This window comes from Flavobacterium antarcticum DSM 19726 (assembly GCF_000419685.1).
GTDB lineage: Bacteria > Bacteroidota > Bacteroidia > Flavobacteriales > Flavobacteriaceae > Flavobacterium > Flavobacterium antarcticum.
Window position 1 is genome coordinate 150,076 of record NZ_ATTM01000002.1, and the last position, 20,022, is coordinate 170,097.

Here is a 20,022-nt window from a genome sequence, read left to right on the forward strand (position 1 = left end):
AACGACCTATTTTTTAAAGCTAAATTATCGCTTCGAAATTTTATTGTGGGTGATTTGCCGTTGCAACGTGCATTTAAATCGATCGATGCCGTCAATGCGAAGTTTCGCATGTTTTGTCGCACGACCTTGAACGCGTTTGCGCCACATATTGAAACTTGATCGTTTCATTTCTGTTCGCATGATGTCAATCGTTTGTCGTTCAGAAATACCAAATTGAAAAGTAATCGCTTCAAAAGGAGTACGATCTTCCCACGCCATTTCTATAATACGGTCTAATTCTATTTCTGAAAAAGTACTTTTATCCATAAAGTAAAATTATTTCAAAATAATTCACTTTCAAATTCAACAGTAGTTAAATTAATTTTAAAAAAAATAGTTTTGAATTTGATTAATAAACAAAGTTAATTGCCGAAATTTGGAAGACAAAACCGTTAAAAAAAGCAATTTCATTTTGAGAAAGGTACGATACAAGAAAGGGAGAAAATCAAAAAGCAGCATATTTGAATACACGGGAATTCATACTACAGAACCTGTCGCGTTTCAATTATTTATTTACGATGCTGAAAAATTGCTGGAATTCAACAATATTTCAACGGTTGATATTCAAAAGAAATTAGCAGAATTACCTAAAACAGCAACGGCTTGGCTCAATGTACACGGTTTGCACGATGTGCCTAAAATATTAAAAATCAAAGAAGCTTTAAATATTGACAATTACATCATTAGTGATGTTCTAAATGTCGCTGCACGAACGCGAATTGAAGAGTTAGATGATTTTTTGTTTTTCAGTGTAAAATCTATTTTACAAGAAGAATCAGAACAGGTCAAAGTGGAACAAATTAGTTTTCTATTGAAAGACAATTTACTGGTTTCGTTTCAAGAAATCAAAAGTGATTACTTTATGTTTATCCGCGAACGCATTAGAAACAGCGAAGGAATTGTTCGTAAAAAAGGAGCTGATTACTTATTGTTTCTTTTACTTGATGCAATTATGGAAAACTTTTTCATCACTATTGAAAATTACGAAACGCGTATTGAGCAATTATTAATCGATGTGAAAGTGGATGATGCGACGCATTTATTAGAATTAATCGAAAAGCAAAGGGAAAATTTGAATTACCTAAAACGTTCAATAATTCCGCTAAGAGACGCTTTGTTTTCATTGAAAAGTACGCAAGACGACGATGATTTCAATGGAATCAGCAAAGGAAATATTACTTTTTTTACTCGTTTACACCAAAAGAGTTTAGAACTTCTTGAACAAGCAGAATACGACATTAATACACTTGAAAGTGCTTCTAATTTATTTTATTCCACACAAAATCAACGGATGAATCAGATCATGAAAACCTTGACGGTATTCTCCGTAATTTTTATGCCACTGACTTTTATTGTGGGCGTTTACGGAATGAATTTTAAATACATGCCCGAAATCGAAACCCGTAACGGCTACTACGTCACTTGGATGGTGATGATTTTGATTACCATAGGAATGGTTTTTTATTTTAAAAGAAAAAAGTGGTTTTAGACCAAAAATTGTATGACTAAAAAATTTATAAGTGATGTTTCTGGACAACAATTTCCGCTGCATCAGCGTGTACAAGGAAATGCGATTAGAAAAGAAATTGTAGATTTCATCATAAAATCGAATCCTGATTTCTCACTAGAAAAAAGTATTTCTTTAAGTGAATTGGCCTCTTTTAGAGAAGATTATGTAACCCAAATGTTGGTTAGCGAATCAGGAGAATTATCCGATTTAGAAACGAAAGTAATTGCTTCTTTAAAAAACGACACCTTGCTTTCTGACAAACTAGACGATGATATTAAAAACATCAGTTTTGGACAAAAAATTGCAGATAAAGTCGCTTCATTTGGCGGAAGTTGGACATTTATCTTATCCTTTTTAGGGTTATTAATCGTTTGGATTCTAGTCAATGTTCTTTTTCTAACAGACAAAGGATTTGACCCTTATCCGTTTATTTTGCTGAATTTAATTCTGTCCTGTATTGCCGCACTTCAAGCGCCAGTAATTATGATGAGTCAAAACCGAACGGAAGAACGCGATAGAGAACGGGCTAAAAAAGACTACATGATTAACCTAAAATCAGAACTTGAAATCCGAATTCTCCATGAAAAAGTAGACCACTTGATTATGCACCAAGAACAATCGATGATTGAAATTCAACGTGTTCAGATGGACATGATGAAAGAAATACTCGACCAACTTCCCAATAAAAAGTAATAAAAAAAGCCTGAAAAATTTAATTTTCAGGCTTTACTATTTTCAATAAACAAACTTAATTCAATTTTCCCACCATTTCTTCTGGTTTTACCCAAGCATCAAAATCTTCTGCAGTCACATAACCCAATCGTACCGCTTCTTCTTTCAAAGTAGTTCCGTTTTTATGAGCCGTTTGCGCAATTTCAGCTGATTTATAGTAACCAATCTTTGTATTTAAAGCAGTAACCAACATCAATGAATTGTCTACTAATTCTTTAATTCTTGTGTAATTTGGTTCGATACCTTGAGCACAATGTTCGTCGAAAGATTTACAAGCGTCGCCAATTAAACGAGCCGATTGCAAGAAATTCGCCGCCATCATTGGTTTGAATACGTTCAATTCATATTGACCTTGCATTCCACCCACAGAAATTGCTACATCGTTACCCATTACTTGAGCACAAACCATAGTCAACGCCTCACATTGGGTAGGATTTACTTTTCCGGGCATAATTGAGGAACCTGGTTCATTTTCAGGAATGATTAATTCTCCAATTCCTGAACGAGGACCGGACGCTAACATTCTGATGTCGTTTGCAATTTTATTTAAGGCTACAGCTAATTGTTTCAACGCTCCATGCGATTCTACAATGGCATCATGAGACGCTAAGGCTTCAAATTTATTTGGCGCTGTTACAAAAGGTTGGTTTGTAAATTGAGCAATATAATGAGCCACTTTTACGTCGTAATGTTCGGGAGTGTTCAATCCTGTTCCAACAGCTGTTCCTCCTAAAGCTACTTCTGACAAGTGCGAAAGTGTATTCTTTAATGCTTTCAAACCGTAATTTAATTGGGCCACATAACCGGAAAGTTCCTGACCCAAAGTTAGGGGAGTGGCATCCATTAAGTGTGTACGACCAATTTTTACCACATTCATAAATTCCTGCGATTTTGCATGTAATGTGTCGCGCAATTGTTCCACACCTGGAATAGTAGTTTCCATCACGGCTTTATAAGCGGCAATGTGCATTCCTGTAGGAAACGTATCGTTAGAAGATTGCGATTTATTCACATCGTCATTTGCTTTCAAAACCGGTTCGCCTTCGCCAATTTTAAAACCAGCCAAAACTTGTGCACGATTCGCAACTACTTCATTCACATTCATATTGCTTTGCGTACCTGAACCTGTTTGCCAAATAACCAATGGAAATTGATCGTCTAGTTTTCCTGCTAAAATTTCATCGCAAACGGCTGCAATAGCGTCTCTTTTTTCAGTAGATAAAACGCCCAAATCGCAATTTGCGTAAGCCGCAGCTTTCTTTAAATAAGCAAAACCTTCAACGATTTCTTTGGGCATTGAAGCCGATGGACCAATCTTAAAGTTGTTTCTAGAACGTTCCGTTTGAGCTCCCCAATATTTATCTGCGGGAACTTTTACTTCACCCATCGTGTCTTTTTCTATTCTGTATTCCATTGTGTGTGTATTTATTTAATGTGAAAATGTTGTTTTTTTAAATGCCATCAAATTTAACGATTAAAGCAGTTTTAAAAAAATATTTGAAAGGATTTATTAGTAGAGGTGGTGTAGGAATTTTTGAATCATTTTGAAATTAAAAAAGAGGACTAAATGTCCTCTTCAAATCTTTTGTAAATACTTTCCGATAACTCCGCTAGTACAATGGTCCCTTTATAAAATTTTTGATTTTATTGAATGCAGCACTAGGTTGTTCATTTAAATAGGAAATGTTAATTATTAATTTATTTTTATTGAATAACAAACGTAATTTAAATATAAGCTTATCGATGATTTTAGTTCTTTCTTCAACAGCTTTTTTGGGGTATTTAATTGATATTAAAACAAGCGAATTTTTATTTACAATTTCTATTTTTTTTATATTTTCTCTACTTAAAAAATAGTGACCATTTAAATAGAGTATGTTATTTTCAAATGATAATGTCATATTCTTTCGAAAAAATTTAATAATAAGATTAATTAAAATCGTTAAAAATAAAATATTGAAAATTAGAGAACCTGTAAAAATGAGGTGTTCATTATTATAGCCTAATTGTCCAACCCATCTATATCTTCCTGATTGAGGTGGTTCTCGCAATGATAAATATTCAGCATTAAACATGGTATAACTAAACAATACTAATAACAAAACTGATAAAAAGATAGAACTGATTATTTTCTTACTATTATATTTTAAATGTAATGACTTCAAATAACGGCACTTTTTAAAATTACTTTTAACTTAATTAATCTCGAACAACTACTAGTCTATCACAAGCACTTTTTCTCCGCTAAAGCCAGCACCAAGCTTCTGAAACGCGATTCCAAAAATTAAATTATTGCTTTTTAGTCGCTTGAGTTATAATGGCTATCAAGTGCCAAATCTACAATAGTTTATACAGCTTTCATATTATTGACAATCCCAAATATATACATTTTAACTCCAAAAAAACAAAAGGACTTATTCAAACCGATACAATTAAAAAGATTTCTCTAATTTTTTAAATCGGTGTTCCAGAAAAACTACAAATTTCTTAAAATATAGTCCAAAAGAGTTAGAAAAGTAGGTACATAACCTGTATATGTAAACACATCCTAGTCAGGAAGTGGTTTCAGAAGTTACTCATTTTAGGGTTCATAAAAAAAAGTCCCCTGAATACCAAGGGACTTTAATATAATACGTACGTTAAATTATATTTATTCTCCTCCAATCATTTTTGAAGCAATACCTTTTTTGTTGGAATTTTCCGCGATTGCAATTCCCGCTAAGTGTAAAACAATGTAGATGGGAAACCAATACAAGCCCCATTTGTGTATGGTTTCAAATAAATCGGCATAATCAGTAAAGAATTCTTTCTGAATGCAAATCCCTGTAAATGCTGAAATAAACACAAATACATAAAAGTAAATGTATACAAATCCCTGTAATTTCTCTTTTAAGGAATTATTTTTACGGAACGGATTCGGAAACCGAATTCCTTTTGCAATCATGTAAATAATTCGTGCAATAAAAGCAACCACCATGATGTTTGCAAAAAGTTCGTGCCATTCCCACATAGGTGCACGAATTGTTTTAGCGATGTCCGTCACGACCTCTTTCGGCAGGGGAGAAGCGGCTGTTTTACTATCAATGACCGCGGCCATTCCATTTTTATTGAGCCAAAACATGCGTAAAAAACCAGTAATAAATAAAACAGGCATTACAAAAGCAATCGTCCAATGTAAGATTCTGTGAATGACTGTAAATTTTTGTGTTCCTTCCATATAAGATGTATTTATTAGTTAAAGTACTGGTGATACATTTGGTACGAAGTCTGAAGTTCGGCAACCATTTCTTTTGCTTTCGCTGCGTCTTCCGTTTCCGCTAATTTACCCACAAGCTCTAAATGTGGATGCAACCATTTGTGCAATTCATCATGACTTGGACCTTCCATTGTACAACTTTTAATCAATAAATCATTTTGGTCTTTAATGTCTTGTGCCAATTTTTTATAATCGGTTCCGTTATTTTTAACGTACGCGTCTAATATTGCTTCACTTTTCATTACGAAAGGTTTCATCTCTTCGTTTACAACCCATTGTTCTCCGTTATTTAATGTAATTGCATCAGAAGTTTCATCTGTAGTTTGAACGTGTTCGATAACAGTTGTTTTATCTGTTTCTGTCGTTTTTACTTCGTCCTTACAACTCATTAAAAGTGCAGCAGTAACTGCTAGTATAAAAATCTGCTTCATGTTATAATTATTTATGGTTATTAAATTTAGTCATACTGTTTTCGATTAGTTCTAATGGTCAACAGATGTTTAACAAAAATACCACTTACCTTTCACATAGCTTGACTATTTCTGACTATTTTCAAAAAGTCAATTTATTTGAAATATTTCCTTGATTCTATTGGTAAATCTGAATATATGCGTTACTTTTGACGTAAATTCACTAATTCCGGAAAAATCATGTTTGAATTTCAACAGTATTTAGGTTTCCTTCTTTTCTTAACCGTCCTGACAATGGGATTTTGGTTAATGTTCTTTTTAGTTAGCTTCGTATCCTATTGGCTCGGAGGTTCTGTAATTGAACTTATTAAAGAAAAGAGAAACAAAAGAAAGTTAGAAGAATTGTAAATTCTTGCTTTATAAAAAAGGAAGTCTAACGACTTCCTTTTTTTATTTTAAGTAAGTCTGTTGGACTCGCGAGCGAATTGTACCAAACTCTTACTGGTAGGTAATTCGTAAATTTCAAGGTCGAAATAAACGACACTGGCGATCAGATGGTCAAAAATATCCGCCATAATATATTCGTAATTGACCCAAGTTTTATCTTCAGAAAACGCATAAATCTCAAGTGGAATACCAAATTCATTCGACTGCAATTGGCGACACATCAAAACCATGTTTTTATTTAAACCCGGGTAGTTTTGTAAATACTCGTTGATGTATTTTCTAAACAGTCCAAAATTAGTTAAGTTTCTTCCATTGACTAACAAGGATTTGTCCACAGCACGTAAACTATTAAATGTTGCGATTTCAGTTTGCCGTTCATCAATATAATTTGAAATTAATTGAATTTTTTTCAAATCATCAAGTTCTTCTTCAAGCAAAAACCGAACGCTACTTGATTTAATTAAAACGTGTCGTTTGATTCGTCTTCCATCAGAATTAAACATTCCACGCCAGTTTTTAAATGAATCTGAAATAAGCGAGTAGGTGGGAATTGTTGAAGTTGTATTGTCAAAATTCCGAACCTTAACCGTAGCCAAATTAATTTCAATAACATCACCATCTGCTCCAAATTTGTCCATGGTAATCCAATCGCCAATTCGAACCATATCGTTGACAGAAACTTGAATACTCGCGATAAATCCTAAAATGGTATCTCTGAAGATGAGCAGTACAATGGCGGAAATGGCACCAAATGTTGCGAATAAAGTTTGAATTTTTAAATTAAACAACATTAAGATAATTGCCGTAACGCCAAAAACCCAAAGCACAATCATGATGACTTGAATGTAACTGTCAATTGGCTTGTCGCTGTAACGCGGCATTAATTTTAAATGATCTCGAAGCGCGTTAAAAACAGTTCGGATGATTAATAAAATTAATATGACGATGTAAATATCAATTATTTTTCCAAAAAAACCTTCCCAAAGAATGAACTTCTGCAGAATTAGAGGAACCGCTTTATACACGAAAAGTAGCGGAATTAAATGCGAGATATACTTTGCTGTTTTATTGGAAATCAATAAATCATCAAAGGTTGTTTTCGTTTTTAAGGCCACATATTTAAGGACCTTATTGAACGTGTAAATGCAAATTAAATATATTGAATAAGCAACTAACAGCAAGACGAAGATGTTAATTATAGCACTCATATAAGAAGCAAAAGTGGGATTAAAACCCACTTTTACCATTATATCATCTGTGAAATCAATCACTTTCTCAATATTTGAATCAATCATTTATAAGTATTTTTTTTCTACCCAAAAAGTGGCGAATGGTAAAAGCGAAGCTACTAAAATAACTCCTAGTTTACTCCAATCCCAATTTTGTTCGTACTTTAAAAGTATCGCTAAAATTACGTAACCAATGAATAAAACACCATGAGCCATCCCAATTGGGTATAATAATGTTTTGTACAAATCTGGATAATTGGGCTTAATTGCTAGCATATTTGCGAATAAAACCAAGTAAGAAATTCCTTCGAGAATCGCGACTATTTTAAAAATTTTCAGCATTATTATTGAGTAATTGGTGTTTTAGGTTTAATTGTTTTAAGTATAAAAAATCCGATAAGTCCTGCAACAAGAGAAGCCATAAAGATTCCTAATTTTGCTTGCAATTGGTGTTCTGCTACAAGTTCAGGTGTTGGTCCTGTAAAAGCTAAATTGGTTACAAATAAGGACATCGTAAATCCAATTGCAGCAAGAAACCCAACTCCAAATAAATGTTTCGGTGTTAATCCTTCCGGCATATTTGCAATTTTGAGTTTAATAACCGCCATTGACACACCAAAAACACCTAGTATTTTTCCGATAATTAGTCCAAAAGCGACTCCTAAAGTTACGTTACTTGTTGTTTCTGCTAGTATATCGTTTGAAAAAGTAACTCCGGCATTTGCCAAAGCAAAAATGGGCATGATTACAAAACTTACAAAAGGATGCATTCTGTGTTCTAATCGTTGCAAAGGCGTCATCGCGTCTTTTGTAGTAATCCGAATGTCTTCTAGAACATGAAGTTGATCACTCGTTAACGTAGGTACTTTCTGATTTTGATCGGCATATCTAAATTGGTTTAAAAACAATTTGATTCGCTCAACATACGCATTTTCATTAATCTTAGAATCTGATGGAATCATAAATGCTACTAAAACCGAAGCAATTGTTGCGTGAACTCCGGAAAGTAAAAACGGCAACCAAACTCCAAAAATTCCAATAATTGCGTAATAAATCGTATTTCTGATTCCAAAGGCTTTGCTTAAAAACAAGAAAACTACGAATCCTAACCCTGTAAACAACATGAAATAATCAATTTCGGCCGTGTAGAAAATGGCAATAACCATTACCGCACCTAAATCATCAACAATTGCTAACGCGGTCAAAAACACCTTTAAAGACAGCGGAATCCGATCTCCTAATAAATATAAAACACCTAATGCAAACGCAATATCAGTCGCCATCGGGATTCCCCAACCGTGAGCTGATTCTGTTCCGTAATTGAAAAAAGTATAAATTAATGCAGGAACTACCATTCCACCCACTGCTGCAATTATAGGTAACATTGCATTTTTAGGGTTGGATAATTCACCTCCGATGAGTTCCCGCTTGAGTTCTAGACCTACCACAAAAAAGAAAACGGCCATTAAACCATCATTTACCCAGTGGTGAATAGAGTAATTCAAGTAGGTTTGCCCGTCAAAATATAAACCTATTTTGTGTTCCCAAATGTTATGGTACCATTCTGCAAGTGGTGAATTTGCTAATATTATCGCGATTAACGCGGCAACAAACAGCACGATTCCTCCAGTTGTTGATTTACTAATGAAACTATTAACAGGATTGATAATGTACTTGTCGGCGGGTGTGAACTTTACTCCTTCTTCCATATATTTTTCTCTTGTGGTTTACAAAAATAAGTATTATCATTGATTTTTCAAGTACAAACCTACTACAGATTTTAAGAACTTTCAATGAGTAAGCGGGATTTAAAGAAATATTTAACGGAATTAAGCAAAGAGCAAATCCAGGAGCAAATCCTTGAACTCTATGCTAAATTTCCTGATGTCAAAATATACTATGATTTTGTTTTCAATCCCAATGAGGAAAAGCTGCAGCGTGAAGCTAAAATTAAAATCAGCAATGAATATTTTCCTACCAAAAGTAAGCGTCCAAAAGCGCGGCGTTCGACTTCTCAGAAAATCATCAAACATTTTTTATCCTTAGGAGTAGACGCTTTTGTAACTGCTGATGTCATGCTTTATACTATTGAAATTGCGCAAGTTTTTTCAGAAAGCAACAGAATAAACAATGAAGCGTTTTACAAAAGCTTTCTGAATTCGTTCAATCAAAGTGTTTCTTTTATGATTGAAAAAGGTATTTTAGATGATTTTAAGATTCGTTTACATAATATTGTTTCTCTTACAATAAAGCAAAAATGGCCGAATCAGTATGAATTTAATGCCATTTTAGAGCGTCTCGATTACTAGTATACAGTTTATTTTTTACCAAAAAAAAATTAAATTTTGGTGTTATAGCTTTATTTAAGCGTATTTTTGCAAAAATCCACCGCTATTTAATGCTACACAACGACAACATTCCAGTAAAAGAAGAAAAGAAAATTCTCTACGATTATCAAAAAAGCGACATTGACGCCATTTTTGATAGAATGGACAATACGCCACCCAATTATCATTTGTTATACCAATTGCCAACCGGTGGTGGGAAAACGGTTATTTTCTCCGAAATCGTCCGCCGTTACTTGGAATACCACGACAAGAAAGTAGTGGTTTTGACCCATAGAATTGAACTTTGTAAACAAACTTCAAAAATCTTAAAAGGGTTTGGTGTGAAAAACAAAGTAATCAATAGCAAAATTAAGTTGCTGGAAGATCAAGAAGATTATTCTTGTTTCGTAGCGATGGTTGAAACCCTTAAAAACCGTCTGAACGATGAGCTTCTTGCCATTGAAAATGTTGGTTTAGTGATTATTGACGAAGCCCATTACAATTCGTTCCGAAAATTATTTGGTTCGTTTAGCAATGCATTCATATTAGGAGTAACTGCGACACCGTTGAGTTCGAACATCAAAAAACCGATGAACGAAAACTATAATGAATTAATTATTGGTGACACCATTACGTCATTGATCAACAAAGGATTTTTGGCGAAAGCCGTCACTTACACTTATAATGTAGGACTAAGTTCGCTGAAAGTGGGAATCAATGGCGATTATACGGTAAAATCTTCAGATGATTTGTATTCGAATATGGTGATGCAAGAGATGCTTTTGCATTCCTATACTGAAAAATCACTCGGTAAGAAAACACTTATTTTCAATAATGGAATCAGCACTTCTCTTTATGTTTATGAAACTTTTAGAGCTGCTGGTTATGAAATTCGACATTTAGATAACACGCACAACAACGAAGATCGAAAGGAAATCTTAAGTTGGTTCAAAAAAACGCCTGATGCTATTTTGACTTCTGTTGGGATTTTAACCACCGGATTTGACGAACCTACAGTAGAAACAATTATTTTAAATCGGGCGACAAAATCGTTGACACTTTACTACCAGATGATTGGTCGGGGTTCAAGGAAATTAGACCATAAGAATACTTTTAACGTAATTGATTTAGGAAACAATGCCGCTCGTTTTGGACTTTGGAGTGAACCGGTAAACTGGCAACATATTTTTAAATCACCCGAATATTATCTAGAAAACCTTCGGGCTGACGCTGAAATTGAACTGCACTTTAAATACCAAATGCCACATGACTTGCGTCTTAAATTCAAAAATACGCCTGATATTGATTTTGATGTAGATGAAATTCACAAAGTAGCAATTGCTCAAAATGAACGTTCAAAAGTGGTTTTAGACCAATCGCTTGAACAGCATTCTATCATGTGTGTTTATAATACAGAAACGCTGAATGAAGCAAAAGCTTTAGCGAGAGAATTGCACGACGATATTGAATGCCGCATAAAACGTTATTCCAATTGTTTAAGTCATTGCAGTAAAAACTACCGCGAATGGCTTGTGGAAGATTACAAATTAAAACTTACTCTATTAATAGGTAAAAAATACCGAGAGAAAATCTTTGCAGAAGACGATTAATACGTCTTCTGTAAATTTTCATTCGTAATATTCTTTTTGCCAAAGTGTAAAATCAGTAAGGCCAAAATAGAAGATCCTATAAAAATCATTGTAACGGGAAAAATAGAATCTGTTACAAAAATCCCTACCGCTACAGAAGCTAAAGAACCCAATCCCATCTGAACAGCACCCATAACGGCTGAAGCACTTCCTGCATTTTTTTCAAATGGAGCTAATGACAATGCTGTTGTATTTGGGTTGCAAAAACCTAAGCATCCTAAAAACAGGAATAACATAGCGATCACGCCGTATAAATCAAAAAAGTCGTAGAAAATTCCTATAGCAAAAACAATGCTTACCAGCACTTGTAATTTTAAACCAATTCCAATAAGTTGTTCGCTCGTATATTTCCGCAATAAATAAGAGTTTAACTGACTTGTACCAATAAAACTGATCGATAGAAAAGCGAAAATCCAGCCATATACTTTTTCATCGACGTCAAAAATGTCCATAAATATGACCGGTGAACTTGCTACATAAGTAAACAATCCGGAAAATGCGATACCTCCTGTAAACGCATACGTGTAAAATTGAGGCTGCTTTATTACCGATAGAAAGTTGCTAATAATCGGTTTAGGTTTTAACGAAATCGTCGTATCTGGTTGATACGTGCTTGGCAGCAAAAATTTTGACGCTAGTAAAACTGCGATTCCCATGAATGTCAACACTAGAAAAACCATGTGCCAACCGAAATCTGCTGTAATGTAACCACCAAGTGTTGGCGCTAACATTGGCGAAAGCCCTAGAATCAACATTAATTTTGCAAATACTTTTGGGATTTCTTTAATTGGAAATAAATCGCGAACCATTGTCATTGCAGCAACAGAAGCTGCACAACTTCCTACGGCTTGAATAAAACGCAACCCAATGAAGTAGTCAATTGAAGTTACAAAATAGCAAGCCAATGAAGCTAAAATGTAAACGAGTAAGCCAATATATAACGGTTTTTTTCTACCAAAACGGTCTAACAATGGTCCATAAAGCAATTGACCTGCAGAAATTCCGATGAAATAACTTGATAAAGTGAGTGAAACATTGTTCACTGATGTATTCAAATCTTCTGCGATTCCTGTAAAACCTGGTAAATACATGTCGATAGAAAAAGGTCCTAGAGCCGTTAAACTTCCGAGAACCAACACCAGCGAGACATATTTTTTCTTGTCCATGAATTTGTTTTTATTTTGAGCGTGCAAAGGTAAGTGATGCAAAAAAACTTTGAGCTACAAAAGGTGTTGGGTTATTCATAAACTTTTTATAAAATGTGGAGGCAAATAGTTTAAGATTATAAAAAGCTGTAATTTTAAGGCAATGAAGATTTTTTATGTAAAAATCACATTTTCAAAACTTTAAATACACAGAAATGAAGATAGTTATAGTAGGAGGTGGGTTTGCCGGAATTAATTTGGCAAAAGAACTGACCAATGTTCCTGATATTCAAGTAACACTAATAGATAAAAACAATTATAATTTTTTTCCGCCTTTAATATACCAAGTAGCAACCGCTTATTTGGAACCATCGAGTATTAGTTATCCTTTTCGAAAATTTTTTGCCGGAAAGAAAAATCTACAATTTAGATTGGGCGAAGTTTTAAGTGTCAACCAAGCTGAAAATAAAGTGATTCTTAGTAATGGTGAATTATTTTACGACCGATTAATTTTTGCATCCGGAGCGGAAACGAGTTACTTTGGAATGGAAAATGTGCAAAAAAATGCCATTCCTATGAAGACGCTTACGGACGCGATTGAAATGCGAAACCGACTTTTACAAAACATGGAAAAAGCAGTTTTGACGAAGAATATTCGGGAACGTCGTAAATTATTGACAGTTGTTGTAGCAGGAGGAGGACCAACAGGAGTAGAGGTTTCGGGAATGTTAGCTGAAATGCGAAATGGAATTTTACGAAAAGAATATCCCGAATTAGAAACTGCGGCAAGTAATTTATATTTAGTAGACGGTGGAAACGCGTTGCTTTCGCCAATGTCGGAAGCGTCTCAAAAAGATACCTATGAGGCCTTGACAAAAATGGGAGTGGTCGTCAAGTTGAATACCCGAGTTACCGATTTTAAAGATGACCTAGTTTATTTTGCTGATGGAGCAACAATTGCGACTAAAAATTTAATTTGGGCTGCTGGAGTTTCTGCAAAACAATTTGAAGGTATTTCAGCAGAAAGTTACGGTCGTGGACGACGAATGGCAACGGACGGGTACAATCGTGTAAATGGAACACAAAACATCTACGCTATTGGTGATACCGCAATAATGACAACTGATGCAAATTTCCCAGATGGACATCCTCAAGTAGCACAAGTTGCCATTCAACAAGGAAAAAATTTAGCTAAGAATTTTCTTTTTATGCTTAAAAACAAACCGCTAAATACTTTTGTTTATAATGATAAAGGCTCGATGGCGATTATTGGTAAAAATAAAGCAGTTGTTGATATTCCGAAACCTAAAATGCACTTTAAAGGAATCTTTGCATGGATGGTATGGTTATTTATTCACTTGATTTCGCTGATTACTTACAGAAATCGATTTAAAACTTTTTACAATTGGATGGTTGCTTATTTTGCAAAAGATCAGTCGTACCGGATGATTATTCGCCCTAACAAACAAGAAATTAGGTAAGGCTATTTATAAAGTATAAACTATTTTGAAAATAGTATAACTTTATAATTCAATATTATCAGGAAATTTGGACAATTAAAAAAGAGAAGTATTTTTACTACCTCCAAAAAAAAGCGAGAATATCAAAAGTGATATTTTCGCTTTTTGATTTAGTAAGAACAACAAATTTTATATATTTATAACTTAAACCAAAAATAAGATGAAACTGTACATAAAATATGATATTAATCTAGCTTGCCGCGTGATTTTGCAAGAACAATTAGAAGCGTTGCAGATTAAGTATGAATTGATGGAATTTGGCGAAATCGAAATAAGCGATTCCGTAACAGACGAACAATTTAGCCTGTTGCAAAGCAACATAGGACGTTACGGAATTGAAATTATCAATAATCAAAAAAGTCAGTTGGTTCAACGCATTAAAGACACCATTATTGATATGATCTATGAAAAAGACAAACTTCCTACAACGACCATCTCGAATTATTTAGCAGATCAATTGAATTTGAGTTACGGCTATATTGCTAATGTCTTCTCAGAATACACGTATACTTCGATTGAAAACTTCATCATTATTCAAAAAATTGAACGTGCTAAAAAGCTGATTGTAGAAGATGGTTTGACTTTAACTGAAGTTTCCTATAAATTAAATTACAGCAGTGTCGCTTATTTATCGGCACAATTTAAAAAAGTGACGGGATTAACACCTTCTTTATTTAAGAGAATTGTAGATAAAAGACGGGAACTTTCACAAAACGCATAAAGAGTAAAAATATGGATACTACACATTCGCAAATGAACATTTTGCTGTGTGACGATGATGCTGACGACCGTCTTTTTTTTAAGGAGGCAATGACAGAATTAAAAGTGCAAAACGATCTAAAAGTTTTTGAAAATGGTTCTGAATTAATGGATTATTTGCATCATCCCGACACGTTGCTTCCGCATATATTGTTTTTAGATATCAATATGCCTTGTAAATCAGGTTTAGAGTGCTTGAAAGAAATCCGGGAACATGCGAAATTTAAGAATCTAGTGATCGCAATTTATTCGACTTCAAATTCAGAGGAAGATATCGAAGAGACATTTACAAATGGTGCAAATATTTTTATAAAAAAACCTTCGGATTTTTCCCTTTTAAAGAAGGCAATTCATCATGTTTTAAATATTAACTGGCAGTACCACACAGACGGATTGAATAAAGAAACGTTTTTTTTAAGCCTATAATTTATGAAATTTTTAAAAAAATTCAATCATTTGACGATGCTTAAAATTGCCTTGGGGATTTCTATCTTCTCTATTGGTTATTTAATTACCATGTTTTATTTTCAAATGGATGATTTAAAAGAGTACAAGCATCGAATTGTGATGTACAATACGGCCAATGTGAATATTTTGCATTTAGAATCTGAAATAGAACGCGACAGTTATTTTGCGCAAACACAAGTACTAAACTTTAATCTGTCCCCACAAAAGACAAATTTAGACGTCAATTATATCAACACATTTTTAGAAAAAAACAATCTTTTAAATGACATTGATGCAGAAGTACTGGATCGAAATGCTAGAATTAAAGAATTAGTTCACGAGTATAATAATGCTAAAAATCAGTTATTTACAAATAGTCATACGAATAGAGCTGGTGTTTTCAATTCTTCCGTAATTGCCTTGAATAGAAGTATCAGTAATTACAGTACGTATCTTGAATCACAGATTAGAATATATAATGATAATTATGATATACGAATTGATAATGCCAAAACTTCCGGGTTTTTAATCGCGTTAATTTCGCTTGTTATTTTCATATTATCTTATGTAAAGATGAATGAAGATTTATACGAATTGCGTAAAATCAATGACGAAATATTGTTCATGAATGAAACGCTCAGCAATGCTGAAATGGTTGCGGGTTTTGGTAGTTGGAAAATAAATACAGTTCAAAATAAATTTATCATCTCTGATAATTTCTATCGAATGTTAAATTTAGAGCCACGTGAACGTGAATTTACAGTGGAAGAAGTAATGAATTATATTCATCCTGAAGATCGAGAAGCCGTTGTAAAATTGCATAAAGAGTCTTTTTTAAATAAAGAAACTACTACATTGTGGTACCGTTATCTTTTGCCTGATGGCGTTATCAGACACATGGTTTCTACTGGTAAATTTTTAAATAATTCTAAAGGTGAATTGGTAAAAATTGGTGTGAATCAAGATATTTCAGAGTTGATGACGAAAACAAAGGAATTAGAAGAAAATAATGCAAAATTAGTTAGTATTAATTCGGAATTAGAATCCTTTAATAACATCATTAGTCACGATTTACAAGAGCCGTTGCGCAAAATACAGATGTTTATCTCAAGAATAGAAAGTAAAGAATTCTTAGAATCTGCATCAGAAACGACCGTTACTTATTTTGAAAAAATTAAAGCTGCTTCCGCACGCATGCAAAATTTAATGACTGACTTGGTCGAATATACGCGAACGTTAAAAGCCGGTCGGGTGTTTGAAGAAGTAGATTTAAATTTTATTTTAAGCGAAATACAAGAAGAATTAGCCTTTACGACTGAAGAAAAGAATGCGAAGATCACTGTAGATCAACTTCCCATTATTTCAGGAACGCGATTCCAAATCCAACAGTTATTTATTAATTTGATTTCCAATGCTTTAAAATATGTTAAAATAGGTGTTGAACCAAACATCGCTGTAAAGCTCGAGACTCTTGATTCTGATGTAATTAACGACAAAACGATTACAGGTGCAGAATACCACAAAATAACGATTACGGATAACGGAATAGGTTTTGAACAAAAGTATGCTGATCAATTATTTATTTTATTCAAACGTTTACCAACGGAAGAAATTTACAAAGGAACCGGATTAGGCCTAGCGATATGCAAAAAAATCGTTGACAATCATAAAGGTTTTATAACAGCGGTAGGATTCCCAAATAAGGGATGCGTATTTACAGTGTATTTACTAAAAAAGGAAAAAGATGCCTAATTCCTAAATATTATAAATGAATCATAATTTATATTATGTAAAATAGAATGTAAAATAATTGCTATAATACGTTCAAATTTATAGAAAAATGATTTCCCTATTTGAGCTACTCTTTCAACATTAAAACTAATTCGTTATCTTTGCAGGATATGACACTTATATCAGTTGACAATAATAAAAATCAGGAAATTGTAAAAAATGTTTTTACAAAATACCTTGAGCACAAAGGCCATCGCAAAACGCCTGAACGTTATGCAATTTTGCAAGAGATATATGATAGCGAAGAACATTTTGATATAGAAAATCTGTACATCAAAATGAAAAATAAAAATTACCGCGTCAGTCGAGCGACTTTGTATAATACTATTGAACTTTTGTTAGATTGTGCCTTGGTGCGAAAACATCAATTTGGTCAAAATCAAGCACATTACGAAAAATCATACTTTGACAAGCAGCATGATCATATTATCATGACCGATACTGGTGAGGTGATCGAATTTTGTGATCCAAGGATTCAAATTATTAAGCAAACAATTGAGGAAGTGTTCAATATTAAGGTCATCAATCATTCCCTGTATTTTTATGCAGTTAAAAATGAGGAGAACAATACTCAAATAAGTGAATAACTACTTCACTTCTACTTTAAAAACAAACAACTAACACATACATAATGACCGTAGATTTATTATTAGGATTGCAGTGGGGCGACGAAGGCAAAGGAAAAATTGTTGACGTTCTTACTTCAAAGTACGATATTATTGCCCGTTTCCAAGGTGGACCAAATGCAGGACATACATTAGAATTTGACGGCATCAAACACGTTTTACGAACAATTCCTTCTGGGATCTTTCACGAAAAATCAATAAATGTAATTGGAAATGGTGTTGTAATTGATCCAGTCGTTTTTCAAAAAGAGATCGAAGGATTGGCTAAATTCAATCTTGATATCACTTCCAAATTAATTATTTCTAGAAAGGCACATTTAATTTTGCCTACGCATCGCTTACTTGATGCCGCTTCAGAAACTGCTAAAGGAAAAGCAAAAATTGGATCTACGTTAAAAGGAATTGGTCCAACTTACATGGACAAAACCGGTAGAAACGGAATTCGTGTTGGTGATATTGAATTAGCAGATTTCAAAGAACGATACCGTGCTTTAGCTGACAAACATGAAGCGATGATTAACTTTTACAATGTTAACATTCAATACAACTTAGCTGAATTAGAAAAGGAATTTTTTGAATCGATTGAAGATTTGAAGAAATTAACTTTCATTGACAGCGAAGAATATTTATACCAAGCTCAGAAAGCGGGAAAATCTATTTTAGCTGAAGGAGCTCAAGGTTCCTTATTGGATATCGATTTTGGAACGTACCCTTTCGTAACTTCTTCAAATACAACTGCTGCAGGAGCTTGTACTGGTTTGGGAATTGCTCCAAATCAAATTGGCGAGGTGTACGGAATTTTCAAAGCCTACACTACTCGTGTTGGAAGTGGCCCCTTCCCTACTGAACTTTTTGATGAAGTGGGTACAGCAATGGCGAAAATAGGAAATGAATTTGGTTCAGTTACAGGTCGTCAAAGACGTTGCGGTTGGTTGGATTTAGTAGCCTTAAAATATGCGGTTCAAGTAAATGGTGTTACGCAATTGATGATGATGAAAGGAGATGTTCTTTCTGGATTTGATACCTTAAAAGTGGCAACTTCATACAATTATAAAGGAAATGAAATTTCACATTTACCTTATAATATTGAAGAAGAAAATGTGACTCCAATTTACAAATCTTTTAAAGGTTGGGAAGCAGATTTGACAGGAATGACTACTTATGACCAACTTCCTGTTGAATTGAAAGAATACATTCAGTTTATTGAAGATGAATTACAGATTCCAATAAAAATTGTTTCTGTCGGTCCGGATCGAAAACAGACGATTATGAAATAATTTTTTAAAATAGTTTATATAAAAAATGCGATTCTTTTGAGAATCGCATTTTTTTATGAGTTGAAATTTTTTATTTATTTCCTTTCTCAAAATCAGCAATAAACTGAGCTAGACCAATATCCGTTAACGGGTGTTTCAATAGTCCTTCAATTGCTGAAAGTGGTCCAGTCATTACATCTGCACCAATTTTCGCACAGTTGATAATGTGCATGGTATGCCGAACAGAAGCTGCTAATATTTGGGTTTCATATCCGTAATTGTCATAGATCTCTCTAATTTCTTGGATCAAATTTAAACCGTCCGTAGATATATCATCAAGTCGGCCTATAAATGGCGACACAAATGTTGCACCAGCTTTCGCAGCTAACAAAGCTTGACCCGCTGAAAACACTAACGTCATGTTTGTTTTAATATCTCTATCTGAAAAATATTTACAAGCACGAATACCGTCTTTTGTCATTGGTAGTTTTACAACAATCTGGTGATGCAGTTCAGCCAACTCTTCTCCTTCGCGAATCATTCCGTCGTAATCAATTGCGTTTACTTCAGCACTGACTTCGCCTTCCGTCAAATTGCAGATATCCACGTAATGTTTTAATATATTATTTTTCCCGGTGATTCCTTCCTTTGCCATTAAAGATGGATTCGTAGTTACGCCATCTAAAACTCCTAATGATTGGGCTTCTTTAATTTGCGCTAAATTTGCTGTGTCGATAAAAAACTTCATCTTTTATATTTATTTAATTATACCTTGTTTTGAAATACAAAAGTAAGAAATGAATTGTGATTTTAGCCCTTAAAAAACGGTATAAAAAAACCGTTTCAGTTTTTGAAACGGTTTCCTCTAATTTACATTTA

The 20,022-nt window shown here is 33.7% G+C and carries 21 protein-coding genes; 11 read left to right on the forward strand and 10 right to left on the reverse strand.

Features of this window, described 5'->3' with window-relative positions; translation table 11 throughout:
- Positions 1-24 precede the first annotated feature (24 nt).
- Positions 25-306, reverse strand: coding sequence for a TIGR03643 family protein (locus YWA_RS0103700; RefSeq protein WP_022827149.1), 282 nt, complete (start codon positions 304-306; stop codon positions 25-27).
- Positions 307-451: 145 nt separating this feature from the next.
- Here YWA_RS0103700 and corA point away from each other — a divergent pair, with 145 nt between their 5' ends.
- Both corA and YWA_RS0103710 read left to right on the forward strand, forming a co-directional pair.
- Positions 452-1,528 carry a magnesium/cobalt transporter CorA gene (gene corA, locus YWA_RS0103705; RefSeq protein ID WP_026718555.1) on the forward strand — a complete coding sequence of 359 codons (1,077 nt, stop codon included), beginning with the start codon at positions 452-454 and terminating at the stop codon, positions 1,526-1,528.
- 12 nt (positions 1,529-1,540) lie between these two features.
- Positions 1,541-2,242: a DUF1003 domain-containing protein gene (locus tag YWA_RS0103710; RefSeq protein WP_022827151.1), complete on the forward strand. Its 702-nt coding sequence runs from the start codon at positions 1,541-1,543 to the stop codon at positions 2,240-2,242.
- Positions 2,243-2,297: 55 nt separating this feature from the next.
- Here the strand turns inward: YWA_RS0103710 and fumC are convergent, their stop codons facing one another.
- The 4 genes from fumC to YWA_RS0103735 all read right to left on the reverse strand — a co-directional run bounded on the left by fumC (position 2,298) and on the right by YWA_RS0103735 (position 5,968).
- Positions 2,298-3,695 (reverse strand): class II fumarate hydratase, encoded by a 1,398-nt coding sequence (fumC, locus tag YWA_RS0103715; RefSeq protein WP_022827152.1) that lies wholly within the window; start codon positions 3,693-3,695, stop codon positions 2,298-2,300.
- A gap of 196 nt (positions 3,696-3,891) precedes the next feature.
- Positions 3,892-4,446 carry a hypothetical protein gene (locus tag YWA_RS0103725; RefSeq protein ID WP_157505296.1) on the reverse strand — a complete coding sequence of 185 codons (555 nt, stop codon included), beginning with the start codon at positions 4,444-4,446 and terminating at the stop codon, positions 3,892-3,894.
- Between the two features lie 485 nt (positions 4,447-4,931).
- A complete protein-coding gene (locus tag YWA_RS0103730; protein ID WP_022827155.1) occupies positions 4,932-5,498 on the reverse strand; it encodes a cytochrome b/b6 domain-containing protein in 567 nt (188 codons plus the stop codon).
- 14 nt (positions 5,499-5,512) lie between these two features.
- On the reverse strand, positions 5,513-5,968 hold the full coding sequence (locus YWA_RS0103735) for a hypothetical protein (protein ID WP_022827156.1): 456 nt from the start codon (positions 5,966-5,968) through the stop codon (positions 5,513-5,515).
- 219 nt (positions 5,969-6,187) lie between these two features.
- On the opposite strand from YWA_RS0103735, the gene YWA_RS15755 reads away from it, so the two are divergent.
- The gene (locus YWA_RS15755; protein WP_022827157.1) at positions 6,188-6,355 is read left to right on the forward strand and encodes a hypothetical protein; all 168 of its coding nucleotides are present in this window, start codon (positions 6,188-6,190) and stop codon (positions 6,353-6,355) included.
- 47 nt (positions 6,356-6,402) lie between these two features.
- Here YWA_RS15755 and YWA_RS0103745 read toward each other — a convergent pair whose 3' ends face one another.
- Genes YWA_RS0103745 through nhaA form a run of 3 tightly spaced genes read right to left on the reverse strand, consistent with a single transcriptional unit; the run spans position 6,403 to position 9,332 of the window.
- Positions 6,403-7,689 carry a mechanosensitive ion channel family protein gene (locus YWA_RS0103745; protein ID WP_022827158.1) on the reverse strand — a complete coding sequence of 429 codons (1,287 nt, stop codon included), beginning with the start codon at positions 7,687-7,689 and terminating at the stop codon, positions 6,403-6,405.
- The gene (locus YWA_RS0103750; protein WP_022827159.1) at positions 7,690-7,965 is read right to left on the reverse strand and encodes a DUF3817 domain-containing protein; all 276 of its coding nucleotides are present in this window, start codon (positions 7,963-7,965) and stop codon (positions 7,690-7,692) included.
- A 2-nt stretch (positions 7,966-7,967) separates the two neighbouring features.
- Positions 7,968-9,332 carry a Na+/H+ antiporter NhaA gene (gene nhaA, locus YWA_RS0103755; RefSeq protein ID WP_022827160.1) on the reverse strand — a complete coding sequence of 455 codons (1,365 nt, stop codon included), beginning with the start codon at positions 9,330-9,332 and terminating at the stop codon, positions 7,968-7,970.
- A gap of 84 nt (positions 9,333-9,416) precedes the next feature.
- Here nhaA and YWA_RS0103760 point away from each other — a divergent pair, with 84 nt between their 5' ends.
- Together YWA_RS0103760 and YWA_RS0103765 are read left to right on the forward strand one after the other, a co-directional pair.
- Entirely contained in the window at positions 9,417-9,932 is a 516-nt protein-coding gene (locus YWA_RS0103760) for a DUF6155 family protein (protein WP_022827161.1), read from the forward strand.
- A gap of 89 nt (positions 9,933-10,021) precedes the next feature.
- On the forward strand, positions 10,022-11,560 hold the full coding sequence (locus YWA_RS0103765) for a DEAD/DEAH box helicase (protein WP_022827162.1): 1,539 nt from the start codon (positions 10,022-10,024) through the stop codon (positions 11,558-11,560).
- Here YWA_RS0103765 and YWA_RS0103770 read toward each other — a convergent pair.
- On the reverse strand, positions 11,557-12,765 hold the full coding sequence (locus YWA_RS0103770) for a multidrug effflux MFS transporter (protein ID WP_022827163.1): 1,209 nt from the start codon (positions 12,763-12,765) through the stop codon (positions 11,557-11,559). The genes YWA_RS0103765 and YWA_RS0103770 overlap by 4 nt on opposite strands.
- A gap of 194 nt (positions 12,766-12,959) precedes the next feature.
- Here YWA_RS0103770 and YWA_RS0103775 point away from each other — a divergent pair, with 194 nt between their 5' ends.
- From YWA_RS0103775 to YWA_RS0103800, 6 genes are all read left to right on the forward strand, one after another.
- Positions 12,960-14,225 (forward strand): NAD(P)/FAD-dependent oxidoreductase, encoded by a 1,266-nt coding sequence (locus YWA_RS0103775; RefSeq protein WP_022827164.1) that lies wholly within the window; start codon positions 12,960-12,962, stop codon positions 14,223-14,225.
- Positions 14,226-14,424: 199 nt separating this feature from the next.
- Positions 14,425-14,985, forward strand: coding sequence for a helix-turn-helix domain-containing protein (locus YWA_RS0103780; RefSeq protein WP_022827165.1), 561 nt, complete (start codon positions 14,425-14,427; stop codon positions 14,983-14,985).
- An 11-nt stretch (positions 14,986-14,996) separates the two neighbouring features.
- Positions 14,997-15,449, forward strand: a complete 453-nt coding sequence (locus YWA_RS0103785; protein ID WP_022827166.1) for a response regulator — start codon at positions 14,997-14,999, stop codon at positions 15,447-15,449.
- A 3-nt stretch (positions 15,450-15,452) separates the two neighbouring features.
- Positions 15,453-17,222: a sensor histidine kinase gene (locus tag YWA_RS14590; protein ID WP_022827167.1), complete on the forward strand. Its 1,770-nt coding sequence runs from the start codon at positions 15,453-15,455 to the stop codon at positions 17,220-17,222.
- Positions 17,223-17,371: 149 nt separating this feature from the next.
- Positions 17,372-17,848 carry a Fur family transcriptional regulator gene (locus tag YWA_RS0103795; RefSeq protein ID WP_022827168.1) on the forward strand — a complete coding sequence of 159 codons (477 nt, stop codon included), beginning with the start codon at positions 17,372-17,374 and terminating at the stop codon, positions 17,846-17,848.
- Between the two features lie 44 nt (positions 17,849-17,892).
- Positions 17,893-19,164, forward strand: coding sequence for an adenylosuccinate synthase (locus tag YWA_RS0103800; protein WP_022827169.1), 1,272 nt, complete (start codon positions 17,893-17,895; stop codon positions 19,162-19,164).
- A gap of 70 nt (positions 19,165-19,234) precedes the next feature.
- Here the strand turns inward: YWA_RS0103800 and fsa are convergent, their stop codons facing one another.
- A complete protein-coding gene (gene fsa / locus YWA_RS0103805) occupies positions 19,235-19,891 on the reverse strand; it encodes a fructose-6-phosphate aldolase (RefSeq protein WP_022827170.1) in 657 nt (218 codons plus the stop codon).
- Between the last annotated feature and the right edge of the window lie 131 nt (positions 19,892-20,022).

Coding starts and splice junctions, on each gene's coding strand:
- YWA_RS0103700 (WP_022827149.1), bottom strand. CDS start 306: ATGGATAAAAGTACTTTTTCAGAAATAGAATTAGACCGTATTATAGAA.
- YWA_RS0103710 (WP_022827151.1), top strand. CDS start 1,541: ATGACTAAAAAATTTATAAGTGATGTTTCTGGACAACAATTTCCGCTG.
- fumC (WP_022827152.1), bottom strand. CDS start 3,695: ATGGAATACAGAATAGAAAAAGACACGATGGGTGAAGTAAAAGTTCCC.
- YWA_RS0103730 (WP_022827155.1), bottom strand. CDS start 5,498: ATGGAAGGAACACAAAAATTTACAGTCATTCACAGAATCTTACATTGG.
- YWA_RS0103735 (WP_022827156.1), bottom strand. CDS start 5,968: ATGAAGCAGATTTTTATACTAGCAGTTACTGCTGCACTTTTAATGAGT.
- YWA_RS15755 (WP_022827157.1), top strand. CDS start 6,188: ATGTTTGAATTTCAACAGTATTTAGGTTTCCTTCTTTTCTTAACCGTC.
- YWA_RS0103745 (WP_022827158.1), bottom strand. CDS start 7,689: ATGATTGATTCAAATATTGAGAAAGTGATTGATTTCACAGATGATATA.
- YWA_RS0103750 (WP_022827159.1), bottom strand. CDS start 7,965: ATGCTGAAAATTTTTAAAATAGTCGCGATTCTCGAAGGAATTTCTTAC.
- nhaA (WP_022827160.1), bottom strand. CDS start 9,332: ATGGAAGAAGGAGTAAAGTTCACACCCGCCGACAAGTACATTATCAAT.
- YWA_RS0103760 (WP_022827161.1), top strand. CDS start 9,417: ATGAGTAAGCGGGATTTAAAGAAATATTTAACGGAATTAAGCAAAGAG.
- YWA_RS0103765 (WP_022827162.1), top strand. CDS start 10,022: ATGCTACACAACGACAACATTCCAGTAAAAGAAGAAAAGAAAATTCTC.
- YWA_RS0103770 (WP_022827163.1), bottom strand. CDS start 12,765: ATGGACAAGAAAAAATATGTCTCGCTGGTGTTGGTTCTCGGAAGTTTA.
- YWA_RS0103775 (WP_022827164.1), top strand. CDS start 12,960: ATGAAGATAGTTATAGTAGGAGGTGGGTTTGCCGGAATTAATTTGGCA.
- YWA_RS0103780 (WP_022827165.1), top strand. CDS start 14,425: ATGAAACTGTACATAAAATATGATATTAATCTAGCTTGCCGCGTGATT.
- YWA_RS0103785 (WP_022827166.1), top strand. CDS start 14,997: ATGGATACTACACATTCGCAAATGAACATTTTGCTGTGTGACGATGAT.
- YWA_RS14590 (WP_022827167.1), top strand. CDS start 15,453: ATGAAATTTTTAAAAAAATTCAATCATTTGACGATGCTTAAAATTGCC.
- YWA_RS0103795 (WP_022827168.1), top strand. CDS start 17,372: ATGACACTTATATCAGTTGACAATAATAAAAATCAGGAAATTGTAAAA.
- YWA_RS0103800 (WP_022827169.1), top strand. CDS start 17,893: ATGACCGTAGATTTATTATTAGGATTGCAGTGGGGCGACGAAGGCAAA.
- fsa (WP_022827170.1), bottom strand. CDS start 19,891: ATGAAGTTTTTTATCGACACAGCAAATTTAGCGCAAATTAAAGAAGCC.